The organism is Roseomonas acroporae (assembly GCF_023223525.1).
GTDB classification, from domain to species: Bacteria; Pseudomonadota; Alphaproteobacteria; order Acetobacterales; family Acetobacteraceae; genus Roseomonas_E; species Roseomonas_E acroporae.
In genome coordinates this window covers 57,727-78,129 of record NZ_JALPRX010000035.1, presented here as the reverse complement: position 1 = coordinate 78,129, position 20,403 = coordinate 57,727, and the positions used below count along the sequence as shown (strand labels likewise).

Below are 20,403 nucleotides of genomic sequence, written 5' to 3'. Positions count from 1 at the left end.
GCATTCCGGGTCGGCGCACCCTCAGGCGGCCCGCGCCGCGGCGCGGGCGGGCGCGCGGGCGAGTGCCGCCTCCGGCAGCCCGTCGAGCGGGAACACCTTGGCCGGGTTGAGCAGCCATTGCGGGTCGAAGGCGGACTTGATGCGGCGCTGCTGGTCCAGCTCGTGCGGGGCGAACTGAACGCCCATCAGGTCCCGCTTCTCGACGCCGACGCCGTGCTCGCCGGTCAGGCAGCCGCCGACCTCGACGCAGAGCTTCAGGATGTCGGCGCCGAATTCCTCGGCGCGCCGGAAGCTCTCCGGGTCGTTGGCGTCGAACATGATGAGCGGGTGCAGGTTGCCGTCGCCGGCGTGGAAGATGTTGGCGACCTTGAGGCCGTAACGGTCGCTCATCTCGCCCATGCGGCGCAGCACCTCGGGCAGCGTCGAGGTCGGGATGGTGCCGTCCATGCACAGGTAGTCCGGGCTGATGCGGCCCACCGCGCCGAAGGCGCCCTTGCGGCCCTTCCAGATGGCGAGCGATTCCTCGGCGGTCTGCGCGACGCGCACCGAGATCGGGTCGAAGCGCTCGCAGATGGCGCGGATCTCGCCGAGGCGGGCGTCCTGCTCGGCGGCGCAGCCCTCCACCTCGATGATCAGCATCGCCTCGGCCTCCAGCGGGTAGCCGGCATGGGCGAAGGCCTCGCAGGCATGGATCGCCGGGCGGTCCATGAACTCCAGCGCCACCGGGATGATGCCCGAGGCGATGATCGCGTCCACCGCCTGGCCGGCGATCTCGTTCGCCTTGAACGCCACCAGCATGGCGCGCGCGCCCTCGGCCGCGTGCAGCAGCCGCACCGTCACCTCGGTGACGATGCCGAGCTGCCCCTCGGAGCCGGTGATCAGGCCGAGCCAGTCGTAGCCGGCGGCGTCGAGATGGCTGCCGCCGATCCCGATCACCTCGCCCTCGATGGTGACGAGCTTCACGCCGAGCAGGTTGTTGGCGGTGACGCCGTACTTCAGGCAGTGCGCGCCGCCCGAGTTCATCATCACGTTGCCGCCGATCATGCAGGCGAGCTGCGAGGAGGGATCGGGGGCGTAGAAGAAGCCGTCGCCCTCCACCGCCTTGGTGATGCCGAGGTTGGTGACGCCCGCCTCCACCACGGCGAGCCGGTCGTCGTAGTCGATCTCCAGGATGCGGTTCATCCGCATCAGCCCGATCACCACCGCGTCCGCCAGCGGCAGGGCGCCGCCCGAGAGGCTGGTGCCGGCGCCGCGCGGCACCACGCGGATGCCGTTGCGGTGGCAGTAGCGCAGGATGGCGGCGACCTGCTCGGTGCTGGTCGGCAGCACCACGGCGAGCGGCGGCTGGCGGTAGGCGGAAAGCCCGTCCGTCTCGTAGGGCTTGAGGCGCAGCGGCTCGCTGATGACCCCCTCGCCGAGGCCGCCCCCCAGGGCGCTGCCGGGGACGATCGCGCGCAGCGCCGCGACGATCTCGTCGCGCCGGGCGAGGATGTCGGGCTTGGGCTCCGGCAGCGGGATCATGGATCGCCTCCCCTACGTCTGTCGGCGGAAGATGGGCCGTGCCGGAACGGTCGGCAAGGCGGGGATTCCTTGCCCGTAACGGGTCGGTCCGGGCACCATCCGGCGGCATCGCCGCGCGGGCCGGGCGACGGCGGCGGCACGGATGGCGGAGGGTGGGCCGATGCGGCTTGGCCGGACGGGATGGCTGGCGGTGGCGCTGCTGCCTGTGCTGCTGCCGGTGCTCCTGCTGCTGCCGGTGCTCCGGGCGTCGCCGGCGCTGGCCCAGGCCCTGCGCGCCGGCACCTACGCGGTGGAAGGCACCGACCCGGAGGGCAACGGCTATGCCGGCACGGCGCAGCTCCAGGTCGGCCCCGACGGCGTCTGGCGGGTGCTCTGGGTGAACCCGCAGGGCAGCACGGTGAGCGGGGTCGGGCTGGTGACGGGCGAGCTGTTCTCGGCCTCCTTCTACGCGCCGGGCGAGAAGGACGGCACCCCGGTCACCGGCATCGCGGTGTTCCGCATCCTGCCCGACGGACGCCTGCGCGGCGTGTGGAGCCATGGCACGGGGCTGGGCGAGGAGACGCTGACGCCGCGCTGACGACGGCCGGCGGCGGGCCCCGGCCGCTGCCGCGCAGGGGGCGGCGGCAAGCCGGGGCGGATGCCGGTCCCGTGCGGCCGCCGGGGCGGCGCGGGGAGGAGGCGGGGCGCCCGGCGGGAGGCAGGCACGGCTTCCCGAGGCGCGGGAAGCGCCTCCCTCGATCCAGGGCGCGGGAAGCGCCTCTCTCGATCCGGGGCGCGGGAAGCGCCTCCTCCGATCGGGGGACGTGCCGGCATCGATACGGTGGAAGTCTGGGTGGCGTCGTGACCTGCCACGGGACGGAGACCCTACGATGCGCGCTTCCCGAAGCCGTGCCTCGCTGCCGCGCGCGGCCCTCCTGCTCGCCCCGCTGCTTCTCGCCGCGCCCGGCGCCCTGCCCGCCGCCGAGGCGCCGGCGGACGACCCGGTCGGGGAGCAGCGCAGCGAGGTGATGATGCTGAGCCTGTTCCTCGCCGATTCCACCTTCCAGCTCGTTCCCCTGCTGGTGACCTGGCCCGCCGATGCGGGGCCGAGGCCGGCGGTGATCGTGCTGCACGACCAGCTCGGCCCGGATGGGCGCACGGAGCACCTGGCGCGGTCGATCGGCCAGATGGGCTGGGTGACGCTGCAACCGGATCTGCTGCGCCTCTCCGCCGACGGCGTGGCGCCGCCGTCCGGCGGCGGCACGGGCACGGAGGGTCAGGAACTGGGCGCGCGCCAGCTCCTCGCCATCCTGGAGGCGCTCAGCGGCGATCCGCGCATCGACCTGCGCCGCGTCGCCGTGGTCGGGCTCGGCGATGGCGGCCGCGCCGCGCTGCTCGCCGCCCTGGAGCGGCTGGCGGCCTCGGAGCTCGGCGCGGACGGCCCGCGCTTCGCCGCCCACGCGGCCCTCTATCCGGGCTGCGGGGCGCTGCGGGCGGAAGGCCTGGCCGCGCCCGGCCCCTGGACGGCGGCGCCGGAGCAGATCCTGGCCGGCGGCCGCGACAGCCGCGACCGGGAGGGCGACTGCGACGCGCTGCTGCAGGCCATGCCGCCGGAGCACCGGGCCCGGACGCAGCTGCACCGCTACGCGCAGGCCGGCTACGGCTGGGACATGGGCCTGGTGTGGCGGGCACCGCCCGCGGCGCTGCCGGCGACGGATGCCGGGGCGGGGCGGCTGGCCGTCGTGGTCGACGACGCGGTGGCGATGAACGCCACCGGGCGGGTCGTGTCCTTCCTCGGCGCGGCGTTCGAGGCGGCGATCAGAACGACCGACGCGCCGCGCCCGGAAGCGTCGTCAGGGCGGTGACCAGCCGGGCGATGCCCGACTGCGAGCGCACGCCGGTCTTGTCGTAGCAGCGGTGCAGGTGCGTGCGCACCGTCCCGGCCGACAGGCCGAGCCGGGCGGCGGCCTCGGGCACGCCGAGACCCAGCCCGACCAGCACGGCGACCCGCGCCTCGGCGCCGGTCAGGGCGAAGGCGCCGGCCAGCAGCGCGGCGGGCGGCGCCGGCAGCGTCGCGGGATCGAAGGCGAGCGCGAGGCAGCGCACCGGCCCCGCCCAGTCCCGCAGGGTGCTCCCCGATGCCCGCTCGGGCGGGGCGGGCAGCGGCGCCAGCAGCAGCAGCAGCGGCGGGCGGCCGGAGGGGCGGGTGATGCGCAGATACCCGCCCGCATCCTCGCCCGGCCCGTCCCCCGGGCCGCCGGCCGTGACGAGCGCGGCCGCGATGGCGTGCGCGAGCCGCCGCGTCTCGGCCGGCCTCGCGGCCAGCAGCCGGTGGCCGTCGCGGCGGTCGAGCGCCAGGCCGTCGCCCTCCCGCAGCAGCGCCTCGGCCGGATGGTTGAGCACCGCCACGCGGCCGCGCGCATCCAGCCCGAAGGCGGCGCCGGGCAGCGCCTCCAGCACCGCCGCGCATTGCGTGGCGGCGGCCTGCCGGCCCAGCCGGCGCGACAGGTCCAGGGCGCGTTCGAGATGCGGCAGCACGCGCCGGAACCGGTCCAGCGCCCCCGCCGCGTCGTCGCGGCCGCGCTCCGTCAGGGTGAAGCCGAAGCCGCCCAGCCCTTCCCGCAGGAAGTCGGCGTAGACCGACGAGACCACGTCGACGATGCCCTGGGGCGCCAGGATGTCGGCATGGAAGGCGCTGCCGCGCAGCGCCCGCGCATCGACCAGCCCGCTCGCCAGGTAGGGTTGCCCGGGCGGCATCCGGGCGAGAGCCTCGCTGAAGGGATTGCGCGTGTGCCGGCGCAGGTAGAGCGTGCTCAGGTCCTCCCGCAGCCGGCCCGGGACGAGGAAGCTTCCCGGCCCCTGCGGGTCGATGTAGGCGATCATGCCGCCGGAGGCGCCGATGTAGTCGGCGGCGGCGGTGAGCGTCGCCTCCCAGCGTGCCGGGTCGCGTGCGGCCTCGTAGATCTCGCCGAGCAGGCTGCTGAAGCGCGGGGCATCCGGCATGGCGCAGCGTTCCGCCTCTGGCAATGTCCCCCTCTGGCAATGTCCCCGCCGCCGGGCGGGAACGGCGCATGGCCGCGGAGGGGATGCCGCCGAGCACCGATCGGGTTGCCCGCCCGGCGCCATGACGGCCACCGGCCCAGCATGGCGGCCGCCGGCAGGGGCGCCGTGCGGAAGGTCACGACACCCGACGGAAGGATGGCGCACGAATAGGTGATGCCGGCCCGCGCGAATCCCGATCTGTGCGGGCCGGCATCGCGCGCGGGGCTGGTGGGGCGGCCGCGCGCCGAGGCCGCGCGGGGCCGGGGTGTGGAAGCCGGGGGTGTGGAAGCCGGGGGCGCGGAAGCCGGGGGGCGCCGGGATCAGTTGCGCGGCAGCCGCGCCACCTCCGGCGCGTCCGGGTTCTGCGCGCGGTGGCGCAGCAGGTGGTCGGCCAGCACGCAGGCCAGCATCGCCTCGCCCACCGGCACGGCGCGGATGCCGACGCAGGGGTCGTGCCGGCCCTTGGTCAGCACCTCCACCTCCTCGCCGAAGCGGTCCACCGAGGCGCGCGGCGTCAGGATCGAGGAGGTGGGCTTGACCGCGAAGCGCGCCACCACCGGCTGGCCGGTGGAGATGCCGCCCAGCACCCCGCCCGCATGGTTGGACTGGAATTCCACCCGCCCGTCGCGCATGCGCATCTCGTCGGCGTTCCGCTCGCCGGTCAGCGCGGCCGCGGCGAAGCCGTCGCCGATCTCGACGCCCTTCACGGCGTTGATGCTCATCAGCGCGGCGGCGATGTCGGCGTCGAGCTTGCCGTAGACCGGCGCGCCGAGCCCGGGCGGCAGGCCCTCCGCCACCACCTCGATCACGGCGCCCACCGAGGAGCCGCTCCTGCGCAGGGCGAGCAATTGCTCCTCCCAGCGGGCGGCGGCGGCGCGGTCGGGGCAGAAGAAGGCGTTCTCGTCCACCGCCGACCAGTCCCAATCGGCGCGGTCCACCGCGTCGCCGCCCATCGCCACCAGCGCGCCGCGGATCGTCACGCCCGGGCCGAGCACGCGCCGCGCCACGGCGCCGGCGGCGACGCGCATCGCCGTCTCGCGCGCCGAGGAGCGGCCGCCGCCGCGATGGTCGCGGATGCCGTATTTCAGCTCGTAGGCGAGGTCGGCATGGCCGGGGCGGAAGCGGTCCCTGATCTCGCCGTAGTCCTTCGAGCGCTGGTCCTGGTTCTCGATCAGCAGCGAGATCGGCGTGCCCGTGGTCAGCCCCTCGAACACGCCGGAGAGGATGCGGACCTGGTCCGGCTCCTGCCGCTGCGTGACGAATTTCGAGGCGCCGGGGCGCCGGCGGTCCAGGAAGGGCTGGATGTCCGCCTCGGCGAGCGGCAGGCGCGGCGGGCAGCCATCCACCACCCCGCCGATCGCCGGGCCATGGCTCTCGCCCCAGGTGGTGACGCGGAAGAGGTGCCCGAAGCTGTTGTGCGACATGCGCTACTCCTTGGGCGGCTACTCCTCGGGGCGGCGGTGCCGTGCCGTCAACCCTTCCTGCACCAATTCCGCCCAGGCTGCCGGGCCATGCGCGCCCTGAAGCTCCTGCTGCACCTCGCCCTGGCGACGCTGGCCGTCCTCGCCCTGGCGCGGCCGGCGCCGGCGCAGGTCATCGGCGGCGAGGCCTATCCGCCGGGCGCGCCGCCCATGCCGGTCTGCAACGCGCTGCGCGACGGCATCGCCGCCTGCCTCGGCGGCCGGCAATGCGTCTGCGGCTTCGAGCGCGGCGGCAGCCTCAGCGGCCAGCCGGATCGCTGGCGCTGGGATTGCGGCATCCTGCGGCCGTCCTGCCAGCCGGCGCCGGCCGACCTCGCGCCGCGCCAGCCCCTGCCGCCGATCCTGCCGCAGATCGTGCTGCCCGGCCAGGGCGGCACGCCGTCCCTGCCCGAGCGGCCCGCCTGGCGCTGAGCCGTGCCGGCGCGCCGCGGCGATCGCCGGGAAGGGGCCGGGGCAGGGGGCCGGGAGTTCGGGCAGGGAACCCGGGTCGGCTCAGCCGGCGTCCCGCATGCCCTGGCGGCGGCACTCGGCCGCCGCCAGCGCCGCCGCGCCGGCATCCAGGCCGCGTGCCTCGAACAGCGCGCCCAGCGCCTCGGCCAGCGACGAGGCGTGCAGTTCGGCCGCAAGCATCTCGCCGAAGACGCCCCGCACGCCCGCCTCGCGGAAGCGCCGCCACGCGTCGGTCAGCTCCGCCTCGATCGCGGCAAGGGTGGGGTCGGCCGCCTCGGAACCCACGAGGCGGAGCGCCGTGGCGCTGCCCCGGGCACCTCCGGGAAGGCCGTTGGCGCTGCCTTGACGGTACGAGCCTGCGTACATCGTGGTCTCCTCCGTGGCGCTGAGCCGTCGGGCGGCCCGCCGCGCGCCTCTGCGGCCGTTCGGCCTTGTGGCGGGCCGCCGCCCGTGACGAGGCCCGCCGGGCCAGACGGCCGGCGCTCCTCGTCAACTGTCACGGCCGGTCCGCCGCATCGGCGTGCCGGGAGGCTTCGCGGGGCTACCGCCCGGCCTGCCGCCCGTCGCTGCCGGGCGACCGCCGGCGGCGGATACAACCGCAACAGGCGCAACGATGCAAGATCACGTTGCAGAACCGAACCCGTGCCGGCCCGAACCCATGCCTACCCTGCCCGGCGCCGGCGGGGCCGGATCGGCGTGGCCGCGACGGGCCCGATGGCCGCCGGAGGCACGCGGCCGCCCCGGCGGCCGCGCGCCGTTCAGTCCTTGGCCACCGCGATGTCCGGCGCGTCCACCGCCTTCATGCCGACGATGTGGTAGCCGCTGTCCACGTGATGGACCTCGCCGGTGACGCCGGCGCCGAGGTCGGAGAGCAGGTAGAGGCCGGCGCCGCCCACCTCCTCGATGGAGACGTTGCGCTTGAGCGGGCTGTTGAGCTGGTTCCACCTCAGGATGTAGCGGAAGTCGCCGATGCCCGAGGCGGCGAGCGTCTTGATCGGCCCGGCGCTGATCGCGTTGACGCGGATGCCCTGGCCGCCGAGGTCGGCGGCGAGGTAGCGCACGCTCGCCTCCAGCGCCGCCTTGGCGACGCCCATGACGTTGTAGTGCGGCGTCACCCGCTCGGCGCCGAGATAGCTCATGGTGAGCAGCGAGCCGCCGGCCTTCATCAGCGGCACGGCGCGCTGCGCCACCGAGACGAAGGAGTAGCAGGAGATGTCGAGCGCCTGCAGGAAGGCGTCGCGCGGCGTGTCGAGGTAGCGGCCGCGCAGGTACTGCTTGTCGGCGAAGCCGATGGCGTGGACCAGGAAGTCGAGCCCGCCCCAGTCGTCCTCGAGCACCCTGAAGGCGGCGTCCACGCTGGCATCGTCGGTCACGTCGCAGGGCAGGACGTGGCGGCTGCCGATGCCGTCGGCCAGCGGGCGGACGCGCTTCTCCAGCGCCTCGCCCTGGTAGGTGAAGGCGACCTCGGCACCCTGGGCGGCGCAGGCGCGCGCGATGCCCCAGGCGATGGAACGGTCGTTGGCGACGCCCATCACCAGGCCACGCTTGCCCGCCATGAGCGTACCGGTGGGGATCGCGGGCGGGGTGGGTTCTGACATAGGCTGGATTGACCACCGGCTCGTTGCGAGAGGGATCGCGTGGTGGCACACCGCTTGCGCTCCGGCAAGGGGCAAGAGGGTGAGGGGCGGAGCTTGGGCCCGGTCGCGCGGCCGGGTGCCTCGCGGAAGGAAGGCCGCAGCCGCGGCAGTCCCGCGCGGCCGCCGAACCCCGGCCCGTCCTTTGCCCTGGCCCGGCGATGCCGCGCCCCGGCGCCCGGTTCCCGAGGATGGCCCCGGAGGAATTGATGCCGGGGGCAGGAGCCGGAGGGCCGATGCCAAGGGGCCGATGGCGGGTTGATGCCGGGGATTGATCCCGGCGACCGGCCCGAGAGACTGGACGGAGATTGCACATGGACCACGCCACCGATCCCGCGTCGCCCGCAACCGCCTCCCCGGGCGACCCGCTCGCCCTGTTCGAGGCCTGGATGGCCGAGGCCGCGGCGGGCGAGCCGAACGATCCCAACGCCATGTGCCTCGCCACCGTGGATGCCGAGGGGCGGCCCTCGGCGCGGATGGTGCTGCTCAAGGGCCTCGATGCGCGCGGCTTCGTCTTCTACACCAACCTGGAGAGCCGCAAGGGCGAGGAGCTGGCCGCCAACCCGAACGCGGCCCTCTGCTTCCACTGGAAGAGCCTGCGCCGGCAGGTGCGGATCGAGGGGCCGGTGGAGGCGGTGACGCCCGACGAGGCGGATGCCTACTACGCCTCGCGCCCGCGCGGCTCGCGCATCGGCGCCTGGGCCTCGCGCCAGTCGCGGCCGCTCACCTCGCGCGCCGAGCTGGAGGCGGCGGTCGCCGAGATGGAGGCCCGCTTCCCCGAGGAATCCGTGCCGCGCCCGGCGCACTGGTCCGGCTTCCGCCTGCTGCCGCAGCGCCTGGAATTCTGGCGCGACATGCCCTTCCGGTTGCATGAAAGGCAGGTATTCCACCGGCTGGCCGCGGGCTGGCGCACCGAGGTGCTGTTCCCCTGAGCGCCTCTCCCCCGAGCGGCGGTTGCCCGGGCATCGGCAACCTCCGCCGCGCGGCCTGAATCCGGCCATGGCAATCCCCCCCTCGCAGGCCGAGGTCGCGGCGCTGCTCGCGCGCCTGACCGGCGGCGCGCCGATCGAGACGCACGTCTCGGCGGTGTATGTCGGCCGCGACGCGGCGCTGAAGCTGAAGAAGGCGGTGCGGCTCGACTTCCTCGACTTCAGCACGCTCGCGGCGCGCCGCCGCTTCTGCTGCCGCGAGCTGACGCTCAACCGCGCCTTCGCGCCGGACCTCTACCGCGACGTGGTGCCCGTGCGCCGCGACGCGGCCGGGGCGCTCGTCCTCGGCGCGCCGCTGCCGCCGGACGACGCGGAGGCGGCCCCGCCCGCAGGTGCGGCGGACGGCGCGCTGGACTGGGTGCTGCGCATGGCGCCCGTGCCGCCGGGCGACTTCCTCGACGCGATGGCCGCGCGCGGCGCGCTCGACGCGGCGCTGCTCGATGCGCTCGGCGACGCCGTCGCCGCCATGCACGCGGCGCTGCCGCCGCTGCGCGACGTCGACGTCGTCGCCGCGATGCAGGCCGTCATCGCCGGCAATGCGCGCGCGGCGCGCGCGGCGGCGCTGCCCGGCCAGCGCTGCGACGACTGGCTGGCGGCGGCACGGGCGGCCTGCGCGCGGCTCGCCCCGCTGCTCGCCGCGCGCGCCGCCAAGGGACGGGTGCGGCGCTGCCACGGCGACCTGCATCTCGGCAATCTCTGCCTCTGGCAGGGGAAGCCGACGCCGTTCGACGCGCTGGAATTCGACGAGGACTATGCCCGCATCGACACGGGCTACGACCTCGCCTTCCTGCTGATGGACCTGGCGCGCCGGCCCGGCCGCGCGGCGGCGAACCGGGTGCTGAACCGCTACCTCGCGCGCACCGGCGATGCCGGGATGCTGCCGGCGCTGCCGCTCTGGCTTTCCGTGCGCGCCATGGTGCGCGCGCATGTGGAGGGCGCGCGCGGCGACGGCGCGGCGGCGCTGCGCTACCTCGACGCCGCCGATTCGTACCTGCGGCCGCTGCCCGCGCTCGTCGTCGCGGTGGGCGGGCTGCAGGGCACCGGCAAGAGCCGCCTCGCCCGTGCCCTGGCCCCCGCGCTCGGCGCGGCGCCCGGCGCGCTGCTGCTGCGCACGGACGAGATCCGCAAGCGCCGCCAGGGCGTGGCGCCGGAGGAAAGGCTGCCGGACACCGCCTACGCGGAAGCCGAGAGCGCCGCCGTCTACGCCGAATTCTTCGCCGCCGCGCGCGAGGCGGCGCGGGCGGGGCACGCGGTGGTGGCGGACGCGGTGTTCCTCGATCCCGCGCACCGCGCCGGAATCGCCGAGGCCGCGCGCGCGGCCGGCGTTCCCTTCGTCGGCTTCTGGCTGGAGGCGCCGCTCGACGTGCTGCGCCGCCGCATAACGGCGCGCCGCAACGACGCCTCGGACGCGACGGTCGCGGTGCTCGAACGCGCCGCGCGGCGCGATCCCGGCCCGATGGCGGATTGGATACGCCTGGATGCGTCGGAGGATCCGCTGCCGGCGGCGCGCAAGGCACTTGCCAAATCCCTCACGCCGTTGTGCTAGTCTGCGCGCGACGCGCCGGCGTCCCGCCGCCATGGCCCCTCGGCCACGGGGAACGGGATACCGGCCTTCGCTTTCGGGGGGCCGCCTGCCCGCGCCGTTCCGGGCGAACGACGCGGACAGGACACCAGGGAGACGCGGACATGGCTTATCGTCGAGTGCTGCTGCCGCTCACCGGCACCGCTGCCGGCGAGGCGGCGATGCGCACCGCCGTCATGGTGGCGCGCATCTGGAACGCCCACGTCCACTGCCTGCACGTGCGCGTGGACGCGCGCGACGTGGCGCCGCTGGCCGGCGAGGGGCTGTCGGGCGCGATGATCGAGGAGATGATGGCGGCGACGGAGCGCGAGAGCGGCGACCGCGCCAGCCGCGTGCGCGCGCTGTTCGAGCGCTTCACCGGCGAGGAGGGCGGCATCACGCTGGCCAACTCCGCCGAGACCGCGATCAAGGCGCACGGCCCGACCTTCTCCTTCGAATCCATCGCCGGGCGCGAGGAGGACGTGGTGGCGCAGCAGTCGCGCCTCTACGACCTCGCCGTGCTGCCGCACCCGGAGGCGGGCGAGGACGTCTCCTCCTCCGACGCGCTGCACGCCGTGCTGTTCGACAGCGGCCGGCCGGTGCTGATCGCCCCGCGCGAGGCGCCGCGGAGCATGGGCACGCGCGCCTGCGTCGCCTGGAACGGCACCGCCGAGAGCGCCGCCGCCGTCGCCGCCGCGCTGCCCTGGCTGCACCAGGCCGAGGCGGTGCGCATCCTGGCCTCGGACGACTACCAGCGGCGCGGCCCCACCGCCGAGGGCATCCGCACCTATCTGCGCTGGCACGAGATCGAGGCGGAGATCATCCCCTTCAAGCCGGTGACGCGCGAGGTCGGCGCCGGGCTGCTCGGCGCCGCGCGCGACTTCGGCGCGGACCTGCTGACCATGGGGGCCTACAGCCATTCGCGGCTGCGCCAGCTCATCCTGGGCGGCGTGACGCGGCACGTGCTGGAGAACGCGGACATCCCGGTGCTGATGTGCCGCTGAGGGCGTTGCGGCCGGCATGAGGGGATCGGGGCGCCGCCCCGAGGCAGGAGAGGGCGTTGCCCTCCCCTGCACCCCTCCCACCAAAGGGCGAAGCCCCTTTGGAAACCCCATTCGGAAAAGACTCCCCGGCCGTTCCGACACCCGGGGCCAAACGAAGAGAGGTCCAGGAGGGCCTCGCCCTTCTGGCGGATGGGGTCTGGGGAAGGCGGAGCCTTCTCCAGAGGGCGGATGGGGTCAGGGGAAGGCAGGGCCTTCCCCGAAAAGGGTGGTCGAACCTCAGCCGAGCGGCGGCATCGGCGCCTCCAGCGCCGTCGCCAGACCCATCTTCCCCAGCGTGCTCCAGCCCCGCTCGTACTGCGGCGGCGCGGCCACCGCCTCGGTGCGACCGAGTGCCGCCGCCGCGTGCAGCGGCCAGTACGCGTCGCGCAGCGAGGCGCGGGCGAGCAGCACCAGGTCCGCCCTGCCCTCCGCCAGCACGGCCTGGGCCTGCGCCGGCTCGGTGATCAGCCCGACCGCCGCGACGGGGATCGCGGCGCCCGCGCGCACGGCGGCGGCGCCGGGCACCTGGTAGCCGGGCCCGACCGGGATCTTCTGCGCCGGGTCGAGCCCGCCCGAGGACACGTCCATCATGTCCACGCCGAGCGCCTTGAGGCGGCGGGACAGCTCCACCGTCTCCTCCGTGTCCCAGCCGCCCGCCACCCAGTCGGTGTGCGAGACGCGCACCAGCAGCGGCACCGAATCCGGGATCGCGGCGCGCACGGCGCGGACGACCTCCAGCGGCAGCCGGGCGCGGCCCTCGAAGTCGCCGCCCCAGCGGTCGTTGCGGCGGTTGCTGAGCGGCGAGAGGAACTGGTGCAGCAGGTAGCCGTGCGCCGCGTGCAGCTCCAGCACCTGGTAGCCCGCCTCCAGCGCGCGGCGCGCGGTCGCCACGAAGTCGGCGATGGTGGCCTCGATCGCGGCCTCGTCCATCGCCTCCGGCATGGCGTAGTCGCCGAAGGCGGCGGCGCTGGGGCTGAGCGGCGTCCAGCCGGGAGTCGCCGCATGGTGGCCCATCCACGGCGCCACGCGCGACGCCTTGCGGCCGGCATGGGAGATCTGCATCCCCGGCACCGCGCCGCAGCACGCGACGGCCCGGGCCAGCCGCGCATGCGCCGCGACCTGCGAATCCGACCACAGGCCGAGGTCGTAGGGCGAGATTCGACCTTCCGGCGTCACCGCCGTCGCCTCGGTCAGCACCAGCCCGGCGCCGCCGGCGGCACGCGAGCCGAGATGGATCAGGTGCCACTCGGTCGGCAGCCCGTCGTCGGCGCAGGAGTACATGCACATCGGCGAGATGCCGATGCGGTTGCGCAGCGTGACGCCGCGCAGGGCGAGGGGCGCGAACAGGTCGGTCATGAGAGGGGGGATCCGGTTTCGGTCGGGGGAAGGGAGGGGGGATCGGCGGGCACCGCCAACGGCGCGGCGGGCCATGGCGGCAGCCGGCCCAGCCGGTTCTCGAACACGACGAGCCACGGGGCCGCCCCGGCGCGGCGCGGCAGCAGCAGGCCGGCGGCGTCGGTAGGGAAGCGGGTCAGCGCCACCGTGTCGCGCACGTTGCCGCCGATCGCCCGCGCCTCGCCTCCCGTCGCGGTACGCGGCGTCTCGACCACGATGTCGCAGTGCATGGGGCGGAAGCGGCCGGCCTCGGCCGCGCGCTCGGTCCAGTGGCGCAGCGGGCGCGGCGAACGGTCGCCGCAGACGAGGTCGCCCACCTGCGGCGCGTATTCCCCGGGCGCGTGCGGCACGAAGGGGGCGGCGGCGGGGTAGCGCGCGGCATCGGCGATCAGCGCGTCGATGTAGAAGCTGTGCGCGGCCGACGAGGGGAATTCGCGCGCGTCGACGCCGGCGTTGCGCAGCACGAAGGAGATGAAGGCGGCCGACCAGGCCGGGTCGCGCCACAGCAGGCGCGGGCCGGCGGGATCGGCCAGCGCCGCCGCGTACAGGCCGCGGTTGCGGGCGATGGCGCCCTCGTCGTCCGGCACGGCGCGCCAGTAGGCGAGCACGCGCGGGAAATTGTCGGGCGCGGTCTCCGCCGGGAAGGCGCCGTCGTCGGCGCCGCGCGGCGGCAGGCGCGGGTCGATGGTGACGCGGCCCCACTCCTCCCATTCCGCCCGGGCGATGCGCAGCATGCGCTCGCGCACGGAGGGCGGGTAGGGAAGCGGCGGCTCCTCCAGCCGCGCCACGCGCGTCCCGCCGGGCGGCGCGGCGCAGGCGGCCAGGAGCAGCAGGAGCGGGATCAGGCGCAGGCCGCGTCGCATGCGCAGCGGCTTAATCCAAAGCCGCGCCGCCGGCCATGCCCGGCGTCGCGCTCGCCGGCCGGCCGTCGGGCGGGCCGGCCGCCGGCGCCGCCCGTGCCGCCGCGAACAGCGACTCCAGCGTCACCACGCCGCCGCCGGCGAGCGGCAGCGCGCGCGCGTCGCGTTCCAGCATCGCGGCCAGCGCGTCGCGCAGGCTGGCGCCGATGGGCAGGGCGCCAGAGGGATGGGCGCCAGGAGGATGAGTGCCAGGGGAAAGGGTGTCGGGCGGCGGGGGTGGGTCGGCGATCGCCGCCTCGGCCGGCAGCAGGGCGAGTCGCTTGAGCAGCCGGTCGGCGCCGAGGAAGGCGGCCACGAAGTCGTCGGCCGGGGCGGCCAGCAGCGCGGCGGGCGGGGCGTGCTGCACCAGCCTGCCGTCGCGCATCACCGCCACGCTGTCGCCGAGCAGCACCGCCTCCTCCACGTCGTGCGTCACGATCACCACGGTCTTGCCCAGCTCGCGCAGCAGCCGCAGCAGCTCGACCTGCAGGCGCGCCCGTTGCAGCGGATCGACGGCGCCGAAGGGCTCGTCCATCAGCAGCACGGGCGGGTCGGCGGCGAGGGCGCGGGCGACGCCGACGCGCTGCGCCTGGCCGCCGGAAAGCTGGCGCGGGTTGCGGTGGCGGTACTCGGCGGGGTCGAGCCCGACCAGCGACAGCACCGCGTCCACGCGCGCCTCGATGCGCGCGCGCTTCCAGCCCAGCAGGCGCGGCACGGTGGCGATGTTGGCGGCGACGTCCCGGTGCGGGAACAGGCCGACGTTCTGGATCACGTAGCCGATGCCCCGACGCAGCCGCACCGGGTCGGCGCGCAGCGCGTCGGCGCCGTCGAGGCGGATCGCGCCGGTGTCCGGTTCCACCAGCCGGTTCAGCATGCGCAGCAGCGTGGTCTTGCCGCAGCCGGAGGGGCCGATCAGCGCGCAGCACGTGCCGCGCGCCACGCGCAGGCTCACCCCGTCCACCGCCGGCCGCGTGGCGCCGGGCCAGGTCTTGCCGAGGCGTTCCGTCTCGATCATCGGCGTCGCGGCCGCGTTCATGGCGCCACCCGGCGCGCCAGCAGGCCGAGGCCGAGATCGGCCAGCAGCGCCAGCAGCGCGATGGCGATGGCGCCGGTGAGCAGGCGCGGCAGGTCGAGCAGCGCGACTCCCGCCGTCACCAGGTCGCCGAGGCCGCCGCCGCCGATGAAGGAGGCGAGCGCAGCCCCCGAGACCACCTGCACCGAGGCCGTGCGGAACCCCTCCAGCAGCAGCGGCGCCGCGAGCGGCAGCGAGACGCGGAACAGGCGCTGCGTGCGCGTCATCCCCATGCCGGCGGCGGCGTCCAGCGCGGCCGGGTCGGCGAGTCGCAGCCCGGTGACGAGGCCCACCAGCACCGGCGGCACCGCCAGGATCGACAGCGCCACGAAGGAAGGCGCGAAGCCGACGCCGAGCAGCGGCAGCAGCGCCGCCAGCACGGCGAGGCTGGGCAGGGTGCGCAGCACGCCCGCCAGGGTGATGGTGGCCTCGGCCAGCCGCGGCCTGCCCGCGCCGAGCAGGCCGAGCAGCACCGCCGCGCCGCCGCCGGCCAGCAGCGCGGCGAGCGAGAGTTGCACGTGCTCGCCCAGCGCCAGCAGCACGGCGGCGTGGTGGTCGAGGACCCAGCCGGGCAGGGCGGCGAGCGTGCTCATCGCGCCGCCGCCGCGCGTCCCACGCCGTCCCGCATGGCCGCCGATCCGCGTCGGCGATGCGGCCCGGCCGGCGAGGCCGGGGCGAGGGCGGCACGGGCCGGCCTCACGGCGCCGCCCGCAGCCCGGCGCGGTCGCCGAGCCGCCGCTCCAGCGCGCGCAGGCCGCGATCGGCGGCCAGCGCCAGCAGCGAGACCAGCGCGGCGCCGACCAGGATCTTCTCGGTGTGGTCCTGGTCGAGCCCGGTCAGGATCAGCGTGCCGAGCCCGCCCGCGTTGACGTAGGCGCCGACCGTCGCGGCCGAGATCAGCGTCACCGCGGCGACGCGCAGCCCGCCGATCAGCACCGGCAGGGCGAGCGGCAATTCCACCTGCCGCAGCCGCTGCCCCGGCCGCAGCCCCATGCCGTCCGCCGCCTCGCGCACCGGCGCCGGCACGGAGTCGAGCCCGGCGAGCAGGGCGCGCAGCAGCACCGGCAGCGCGTAGCTGGCGAGCCCGACCACCACCGGCACGAAGCCGAGCCCGAGCACCGGCAGCAGCAGCGCGAACAGGGCGAGGGTGGGGATGCTGTACAGCACGCCGGCGCCGCCGAGCATGGCGGCGCGCAGCAGCGGCCGGTGCGCCACCAGCAGCCCGAGCGGCAGCGCCAGCAGCGCCGCCGCGGCGATCGCCGCCAGCACCAGCAGCACGTGGTCGAGCAGCGCGTAGCCGATCGTGTCGAGATGCCGCGCCGTCCATCTCAATTCCCGCGCTCCCGCGTGAGGCCCTGCTCGCGCAGGAAGCGCCGCGCGACGTCGGCCGGCTCGTCGCCGTCGTACTCCACGGCACGGTTCAGCGCGCGCATGCCCGCCGTGTCGAGCCGGGCGTTCACCGCGTCGAGGCGGCCGCGCAGCGGCGGGAAGCGCGCCAGCGCGTCGAGGCGCACCACGGGGGCGAGGTCGTAGGGCGGGAACAGGTGGCGGTCGTCCTCCAGCGCGAGCAGCCCGTCGGCGGCGATCTGCCAGTCGGTGGCGTAGCCGTTCACCACGTCCGCCTGCCCGTGCCGCAGCGCCGCGTAGCGCAGCCCGAGCGCCGCGAATTGCCGGAAGTACGCGAAGCGCATGCCGTAGACCCGTTCGAGGCCGGGCAGCCCGTCGGCGCGGTCGGCGAACTCGTTGCCGGCGGCGAGGGTGAGGCCGGCGGAGACGGCGGCGAGGTCGGAGAGCGTCCGCAGCCCGAGGCGTTGCGCCAGCGCCGGCCGCACCAGCAGCACGTTGCCGTTGTCGATGCCCGAGGGATCGAGCCAGGTGGCGCCGAATTGCCGCTCGTAGAATTCGCGCAGGCGGCGCAGCAGGGCGGGGCGGTCGGCGCCCGCGCCCGGCTCCACCGGGCGCCGCAGCACCACCGTCAGCGCCGTGCCGGTGTATTCGGGATAGAGGTCGATCTGCCCCGATTCCAGCGCGCGCTGGGCGATCAGCGTGCCGCCGAGGTTCAGCCGGCGCTCCACCCGCGCCCCCGCCGCCTCCAGCGCCTGCGCGTAGATCTCGGCGACCACGAATTGCTCGGTGAAGTTCTTGGAGCCGACCCGGATCGGCGCCGGCTGTGCCCGGGCGTTGCCGGCGGGCGCGAGGAGGCCGGAGAGCAGGAAGGGAAGGATCGGCAGCGCCGCGCGGCGCGTCGGGAGGCGGCGGCGGGGCGGCATGACGCGCGCGGGCCGGCCGCCGCTCACCGGCGGCTCAGGCCGGCGCGTGGGGCAGCCGCAGCCGCAGCCGGCCGGCCGGGCCGTCCTCGACCGTCAGGCTGCCATCGCCCTCCAGCGCCAGGGCCCGCAGCGCCGCCACCACCGAGGGAGCGCGCGGGGCGGCCTCTCCCTCGTCCGGCTGGCCGAGCTCGGTCACGCACAGCTCGACCGCGTGCTCCTCGGGCAGGTTGCGGAGGACCAGCGACAGCCGGCCCTGCCGCGGGAGCCGCGCCGCCGCCTCCTGCGCCAGGGTCAGCAGCGCGTATTCCAGCGCCGCCCGGTCCAGCCGGACCGGCGGGCAGGGCGAGGTGGCGAGTTCCAGGCGCGTGGAGAGAGTCAGCTCCAGCAGCGGCGAAAGCCCGTTCAGCACGCCGTCCGGCGCCATCGACACCATGTCCGGGACACCGCGCCGGGAGACGGAGAGGATGGCGCGCGTCAGGCTCTCGAGCCGCCTGGCCGCCATCTCGATGCGTTCGAGCTGCCGGCGCGACGTTCCCTCCGGGATGCTGCGGCCCAGCGCGTCGAGGTTGGCGTAGACCACCATCAGCAGGTTGTTCAGGCCGTGCTGCACGGGCGGGGCCAGGCTGGCGACCAACCGCATGCGGGCCGCATGCGGCTCGGCTTCCTGGCTTGCCGGTCTGGTCATGGCCTGCCTGTTCCCGCTCCCGCCCTGGCGCGGACAGCCCGCGCCGACGTCGCCCCTCGCCGGAGGCCGGCGAATTGGTTCCGCTGTCGGCAAGACTAGGCCGGTTTCTGCGGCAAGCCCAGGTCGTGGCCAGCGGGGCGGTCATCCATCGTCCGGAAGGCATCCGGGTTCCACGTGATGGGCACTCCGGGCCTGCCCGCCCGGGGCATGGCCGCGCGCCGCGCCGCGAGGAGGCCGCGGCTGGCCCGCCGCCCCGGCCCGGGGCGGGGGCCGGCCGGGCACGGTGCAGGGCCGGGGGCGGTGCAGGGCCGGGGACGGGATCAGCGCCGCCCCGGGCCGGCCGCTTCCAGGATCTCGCGGAACAGCCGTGCCGGCAGGGTGCCGCCGGCCACCCCGTCCATCGGCGTCGCGTCGTCGTTGCCGAGCCAGACGCCGAGCACCAGCGGGTCGGCGCTGCCGGCCCCGTCGATGAAGCCGACGAACCAGGCATCGCGGAACTCCTGCGTCGTGCCGGTCTTGCCGCCGACCGGCCGGCCGAAGAGCTGGCCGCCGGGCAGCGCCGCGGCGCGGCCGGTGCCGCGCGCCACCACCGCCTCCAGCATCCGCCGCATGGCGCCGGCGTGCTCGGGCGCGACGGCGCGCTCCGGCATGGCGTGCGGCAGCGCGACGGCGCGGCTGCCGCCCTGGCCCCCGCCCTGTCCGCCGATCCGTGCCTCGGCGAGGCCGTAGGGCGTCACCCGCATGCCGCCATTGGCGAAGGCGGCGTAGGCGGCGGTCAGCGCCAGCGGCGTCACCTCGCCCGTGCCGAGGGCCAGCGAGGCGTCGCGCGGCCAGCGGCCGGAGAGGCCGAGCCGGCCCGCCGCCGCGGTCGCCGCGCGCCAGCCGCCGGCATCGTTCATCACCCGCACGGCGGCGGTGTTGACGCTGTAGGCCAGCGCGTCCTCCAGCGTCACCTCGCCGCGCGCGCGCCAGGCGCCGTTGCCGGGGGACCAGTTGCCGATGGTCAGCGGCGTGTCCGCCACGGTGGAATCGGGCCGCTGCCCGTGCTCCAGCGCCGCGAGGTAGGCGAAGGGCTTGAAGGCGGAGCCGGGCTGGCGCAGCGCCTCGGTGGCGCGGTTGAAGGGCGAGCTGCGGTAGTCGCGCCCGCCCGCCATGGCGCGCACCGCGCCCGAGCCGGCGTCGATCGCCACCACGGCACCCTGCGTCACCCCGGCCCGCGCGCCCGGGCCGGCGAGCAGCGTGGCGAGGCGGGATTCCACCGCCGCCTGGAGGCGGCTGTCGAGCGTGGTGCGCAGCACGAGGTCGGCGTCGCCCGGCAGGCGGCCGGCGGCGGTGAGCTCCGGCAGGTCCTCCTGCACCCAGTCGGCGAACCAGCCGGCCTCGCGGCTCGGCGGCGGCGGCAGGCGGATGCGGTCGGACTCGTCGGCGGCCTGGCGCGCGGTGAGGGCGCCGTTCGCCACCATGGCCTGGAGCACGGTGAAGGTGCGGTCGAGCGCCGCGTCCGGCGAGGCGCGCGGGTTGAGGCGCGAGGGGGCCTTGGGCAGCCCGGCCAGCATCGCCGCCTGCCACAGCGAGAGCCGGCGCGCCGGCACGCCGAAGTAGAGCCGCGCCGCCGCGTCCACCCCGTAGGCGCCGGCGCCGAGATAGACGCGGTTGAGGTAGATCTCCAACAGCTCGTCCTTGCTGAAGCGCCATTCCAGCCAGAGCGCCAGGATCGCCTCCTGCACCTTGCGGCGCAGGTTGCGCTCGGGGCTGAGGAACAGGTTCTTGGCGAGCTGCTGGGTGAGGGTGGAGCCGCCCTGCACGACGCGGCCGGCGCGGAAATTCGCCCAGGCGGCGCGCAGCAGCCCGATCGGGTCCACGCCCGGATGCGCGCGGAAGCGACGGTCCTCCACCGAGAGCAGCGCGGCGGGCACGTAGGGCGGCAGGTCGCGCAGATGCACCGGGTCGCCGTAGAGGTCGCCGAAGGTGGCGAGCATCCGGCCGTCGGCGGCGAGCAGCGTGACCGAGGGGCGGCGCGTCGCGGCCAGCGCCGCCTCGGGGCGCGGCAGGTCGTGCGCGAACCAGAGCAGCACGACGGCGAGCGCCACCATGCCCCAGATGCCGATGACGACCAGCAGGCCGAGCAGGCGCAGCGACCAGTGCCGCGGCGGCCGGCCGGCGGGGCGTGGCGGCGGCGCGGCACCGGCGCGGCGCGCGGCGGGGGCGGTCTTGCGGGATCTGCTGCGGCCGGTCGCCTCGCGGCTGCGTGCGCGGGCGGCATCGGCGCGATTCATCGGGCGAGACTAGCGGCGTTCGGGGCCGGGGGGAAACGCCCGGGGCGCCTGGAAATGGCGACGGAACAAGGGGCTGGGCGGCATTCCGGGGATGGAGCCGCAGGTC

General features: G+C 75.9%; 19 protein-coding genes. 6 read left to right on the top strand and 13 right to left on the bottom strand.

The window, feature by feature from the left end; translation table 11 throughout:
• Window positions 1–21 precede the first annotated feature (21 nt).
• A complete protein-coding gene (locus tag M0638_RS09575; RefSeq protein WP_248666750.1) occupies window positions 22–1,521 on the bottom strand; it encodes an FAD-linked oxidase C-terminal domain-containing protein in 1,500 nt (499 codons plus the stop codon).
• A 190-nt stretch (window positions 1,522–1,711) separates the two neighbouring features.
• Here M0638_RS09575 and M0638_RS09570 point away from each other — a divergent pair, with 190 nt between their 5' ends.
• Entirely contained in the window at window positions 1,712–2,098 is a 387-nt protein-coding gene (locus M0638_RS09570; protein ID WP_248666749.1) for a hypothetical protein, read from the top strand.
• 292 nt (window positions 2,099–2,390) lie between these two features.
• The gene (locus M0638_RS09565) at window positions 2,391–3,365 is read left to right on the top strand and encodes a dienelactone hydrolase family protein (RefSeq protein WP_248666748.1); all 975 of its coding nucleotides are present in this window, start codon (window positions 2,391–2,393) and stop codon (window positions 3,363–3,365) included.
• Here M0638_RS09565 and M0638_RS09560 read toward each other — a convergent pair.
• Window positions 3,319–4,503, bottom strand: coding sequence for a helix-turn-helix transcriptional regulator (locus M0638_RS09560; RefSeq protein ID WP_248666747.1), 1,185 nt, complete (start codon window positions 4,501–4,503; stop codon window positions 3,319–3,321). The two genes, M0638_RS09565 and M0638_RS09560, sit on opposite strands and share 47 nt — an antisense overlap.
• 359 nt (window positions 4,504–4,862) lie before the next feature.
• Window positions 4,863–5,966 carry a chorismate synthase gene (aroC, locus tag M0638_RS09555; protein WP_248666746.1) on the bottom strand — a complete coding sequence of 368 codons (1,104 nt, stop codon included), beginning with the start codon at window positions 5,964–5,966 and terminating at the stop codon, window positions 4,863–4,865.
• A gap of 87 nt (window positions 5,967–6,053) precedes the next feature.
• Between aroC and M0638_RS09550 the strand changes: the two genes are divergently transcribed.
• A complete protein-coding gene (locus M0638_RS09550) occupies window positions 6,054–6,434 on the top strand; it encodes a hypothetical protein (protein WP_248666745.1) in 381 nt (126 codons plus the stop codon).
• A gap of 81 nt (window positions 6,435–6,515) precedes the next feature.
• On the opposite strand, the gene M0638_RS09545 is transcribed toward M0638_RS09550, so the two are convergent.
• Both M0638_RS09545 and fabI read right to left on the bottom strand, forming a co-directional pair.
• Window positions 6,516–6,839 carry a hypothetical protein gene (locus tag M0638_RS09545; protein ID WP_248666744.1) on the bottom strand — a complete coding sequence of 108 codons (324 nt, stop codon included), beginning with the start codon at window positions 6,837–6,839 and terminating at the stop codon, window positions 6,516–6,518.
• Between the two features lie 392 nt (window positions 6,840–7,231).
• Window positions 7,232–8,071: an enoyl-ACP reductase FabI gene (fabI, locus tag M0638_RS09540; protein ID WP_248666743.1), complete on the bottom strand. Its 840-nt coding sequence runs from the start codon at window positions 8,069–8,071 to the stop codon at window positions 7,232–7,234.
• Window positions 8,072–8,421: 350 nt separating this feature from the next.
• Here fabI and pdxH point away from each other — a divergent pair, with 350 nt between their 5' ends.
• The 3 genes from pdxH (at window position 8,422) to M0638_RS09525 (ending at window position 11,661) form a co-directional block, all read left to right on the top strand.
• The gene (gene pdxH / locus M0638_RS09535; RefSeq protein ID WP_248666742.1) at window positions 8,422–9,039 is read left to right on the top strand and encodes a pyridoxamine 5'-phosphate oxidase; all 618 of its coding nucleotides are present in this window, start codon (window positions 8,422–8,424) and stop codon (window positions 9,037–9,039) included.
• 67 nt (window positions 9,040–9,106) lie between these two features.
• The gene (locus M0638_RS09530) at window positions 9,107–10,642 is read left to right on the top strand and encodes a bifunctional aminoglycoside phosphotransferase/ATP-binding protein (RefSeq protein ID WP_248666741.1); all 1,536 of its coding nucleotides are present in this window, start codon (window positions 9,107–9,109) and stop codon (window positions 10,640–10,642) included.
• Between the two features lie 140 nt (window positions 10,643–10,782).
• Entirely contained in the window at window positions 10,783–11,661 is an 879-nt protein-coding gene (locus M0638_RS09525; protein ID WP_248666740.1) for a universal stress protein, read from the top strand.
• Between the two features lie 276 nt (window positions 11,662–11,937).
• Here M0638_RS09525 and M0638_RS09520 read toward each other — a convergent pair whose 3' ends face one another.
• The 8 genes from M0638_RS09520 to M0638_RS09485 all read right to left on the bottom strand — a co-directional run bounded on the left by M0638_RS09520 (window position 11,938) and on the right by M0638_RS09485 (window position 20,297).
• A complete protein-coding gene (locus M0638_RS09520) occupies window positions 11,938–13,056 on the bottom strand; it encodes an NADH:flavin oxidoreductase/NADH oxidase (RefSeq protein WP_248666739.1) in 1,119 nt (372 codons plus the stop codon).
• Window positions 13,053–13,958 carry a DUF2272 domain-containing protein gene (locus M0638_RS09515; protein ID WP_248666738.1) on the bottom strand — a complete coding sequence of 302 codons (906 nt, stop codon included), beginning with the start codon at window positions 13,956–13,958 and terminating at the stop codon, window positions 13,053–13,055. Before M0638_RS09515 ends, M0638_RS09520 begins: the two co-directional genes overlap by 4 nt.
• Window positions 13,959–13,968: 10 nt before the next feature.
• Window positions 13,969–15,030: an ABC transporter ATP-binding protein gene (locus M0638_RS09510; RefSeq protein WP_248666737.1), complete on the bottom strand. Its 1,062-nt coding sequence runs from the start codon at window positions 15,028–15,030 to the stop codon at window positions 13,969–13,971.
• Window positions 15,027–15,659, bottom strand: coding sequence for an ABC transporter permease subunit (locus M0638_RS09505; RefSeq protein WP_248666736.1), 633 nt, complete (start codon window positions 15,657–15,659; stop codon window positions 15,027–15,029). Before M0638_RS09505 ends, M0638_RS09510 begins: the two co-directional genes overlap by 4 nt.
• Window positions 15,660–15,762: 103 nt before the next feature.
• Window positions 15,763–16,398 (bottom strand): ABC transporter permease, encoded by a 636-nt coding sequence (locus M0638_RS09500; RefSeq protein ID WP_248666735.1) that lies wholly within the window; start codon window positions 16,396–16,398, stop codon window positions 15,763–15,765.
• The gene (locus tag M0638_RS09495) at window positions 16,395–17,363 is read right to left on the bottom strand and encodes a glycine betaine ABC transporter substrate-binding protein (RefSeq protein WP_248666734.1); all 969 of its coding nucleotides are present in this window, start codon (window positions 17,361–17,363) and stop codon (window positions 16,395–16,397) included. Before M0638_RS09495 ends, M0638_RS09500 begins: the two co-directional genes overlap by 4 nt.
• A 7-nt stretch (window positions 17,364–17,370) precedes the next feature.
• Window positions 17,371–18,021 (bottom strand): nitrogen regulation protein NR(II), encoded by a 651-nt coding sequence (locus M0638_RS09490; RefSeq protein WP_248666733.1) that lies wholly within the window; start codon window positions 18,019–18,021, stop codon window positions 17,371–17,373.
• 320 nt (window positions 18,022–18,341) lie between these two features.
• Window positions 18,342–20,297, bottom strand: coding sequence for a transglycosylase domain-containing protein (locus tag M0638_RS09485; protein ID WP_248666732.1), 1,956 nt, complete (start codon window positions 20,295–20,297; stop codon window positions 18,342–18,344).
• Window positions 20,298–20,403: the final 106 nt, after the last annotated feature.

Excerpts from the sequence above, each read along its gene's own strand:
- M0638_RS09550 (WP_248666745.1), top strand. The coding sequence starts at position 6,054 with ATGCGCGCCCTGAAGCTCCTGCTGCACCTCGCCCTGGCGACGCTGGCC.
- M0638_RS09515 (WP_248666738.1), bottom strand. The coding sequence starts at position 13,958 with ATGCGACGCGGCCTGCGCCTGATCCCGCTCCTGCTGCTCCTGGCCGCC.
- aroC (WP_248666746.1), bottom strand. The coding sequence starts at position 5,966 with ATGTCGCACAACAGCTTCGGGCACCTCTTCCGCGTCACCACCTGGGGC.
- M0638_RS09565 (WP_248666748.1), top strand. The coding sequence starts at position 2,391 with ATGCGCGCTTCCCGAAGCCGTGCCTCGCTGCCGCGCGCGGCCCTCCTG.
- M0638_RS09560 (WP_248666747.1), bottom strand. The coding sequence starts at position 4,503 with ATGCCGGATGCCCCGCGCTTCAGCAGCCTGCTCGGCGAGATCTACGAG.
- M0638_RS09505 (WP_248666736.1), bottom strand. The coding sequence starts at position 15,659 with ATGAGCACGCTCGCCGCCCTGCCCGGCTGGGTCCTCGACCACCACGCC.
- fabI (WP_248666743.1), bottom strand. The coding sequence starts at position 8,071 with ATGTCAGAACCCACCCCGCCCGCGATCCCCACCGGTACGCTCATGGCG.
- M0638_RS09485 (WP_248666732.1), bottom strand. The coding sequence starts at position 20,297 with ATGAATCGCGCCGATGCCGCCCGCGCACGCAGCCGCGAGGCGACCGGC.
- M0638_RS09525 (WP_248666740.1), top strand. The coding sequence starts at position 10,783 with ATGGCTTATCGTCGAGTGCTGCTGCCGCTCACCGGCACCGCTGCCGGC.
- pdxH (WP_248666742.1), top strand. The coding sequence starts at position 8,422 with ATGGACCACGCCACCGATCCCGCGTCGCCCGCAACCGCCTCCCCGGGC.
- M0638_RS09510 (WP_248666737.1), bottom strand. The coding sequence starts at position 15,030 with ATGAACGCGGCCGCGACGCCGATGATCGAGACGGAACGCCTCGGCAAG.
- M0638_RS09575 (WP_248666750.1), bottom strand. The coding sequence starts at position 1,521 with ATGATCCCGCTGCCGGAGCCCAAGCCCGACATCCTCGCCCGGCGCGAC.
- M0638_RS09545 (WP_248666744.1), bottom strand. The coding sequence starts at position 6,839 with ATGTACGCAGGCTCGTACCGTCAAGGCAGCGCCAACGGCCTTCCCGGA.
- M0638_RS09490 (WP_248666733.1), bottom strand. The coding sequence starts at position 18,021 with ATGACCAGACCGGCAAGCCAGGAAGCCGAGCCGCATGCGGCCCGCATG.
- M0638_RS09530 (WP_248666741.1), top strand. The coding sequence starts at position 9,107 with ATGGCAATCCCCCCCTCGCAGGCCGAGGTCGCGGCGCTGCTCGCGCGC.
- M0638_RS09520 (WP_248666739.1), bottom strand. The coding sequence starts at position 13,056 with ATGACCGACCTGTTCGCGCCCCTCGCCCTGCGCGGCGTCACGCTGCGC.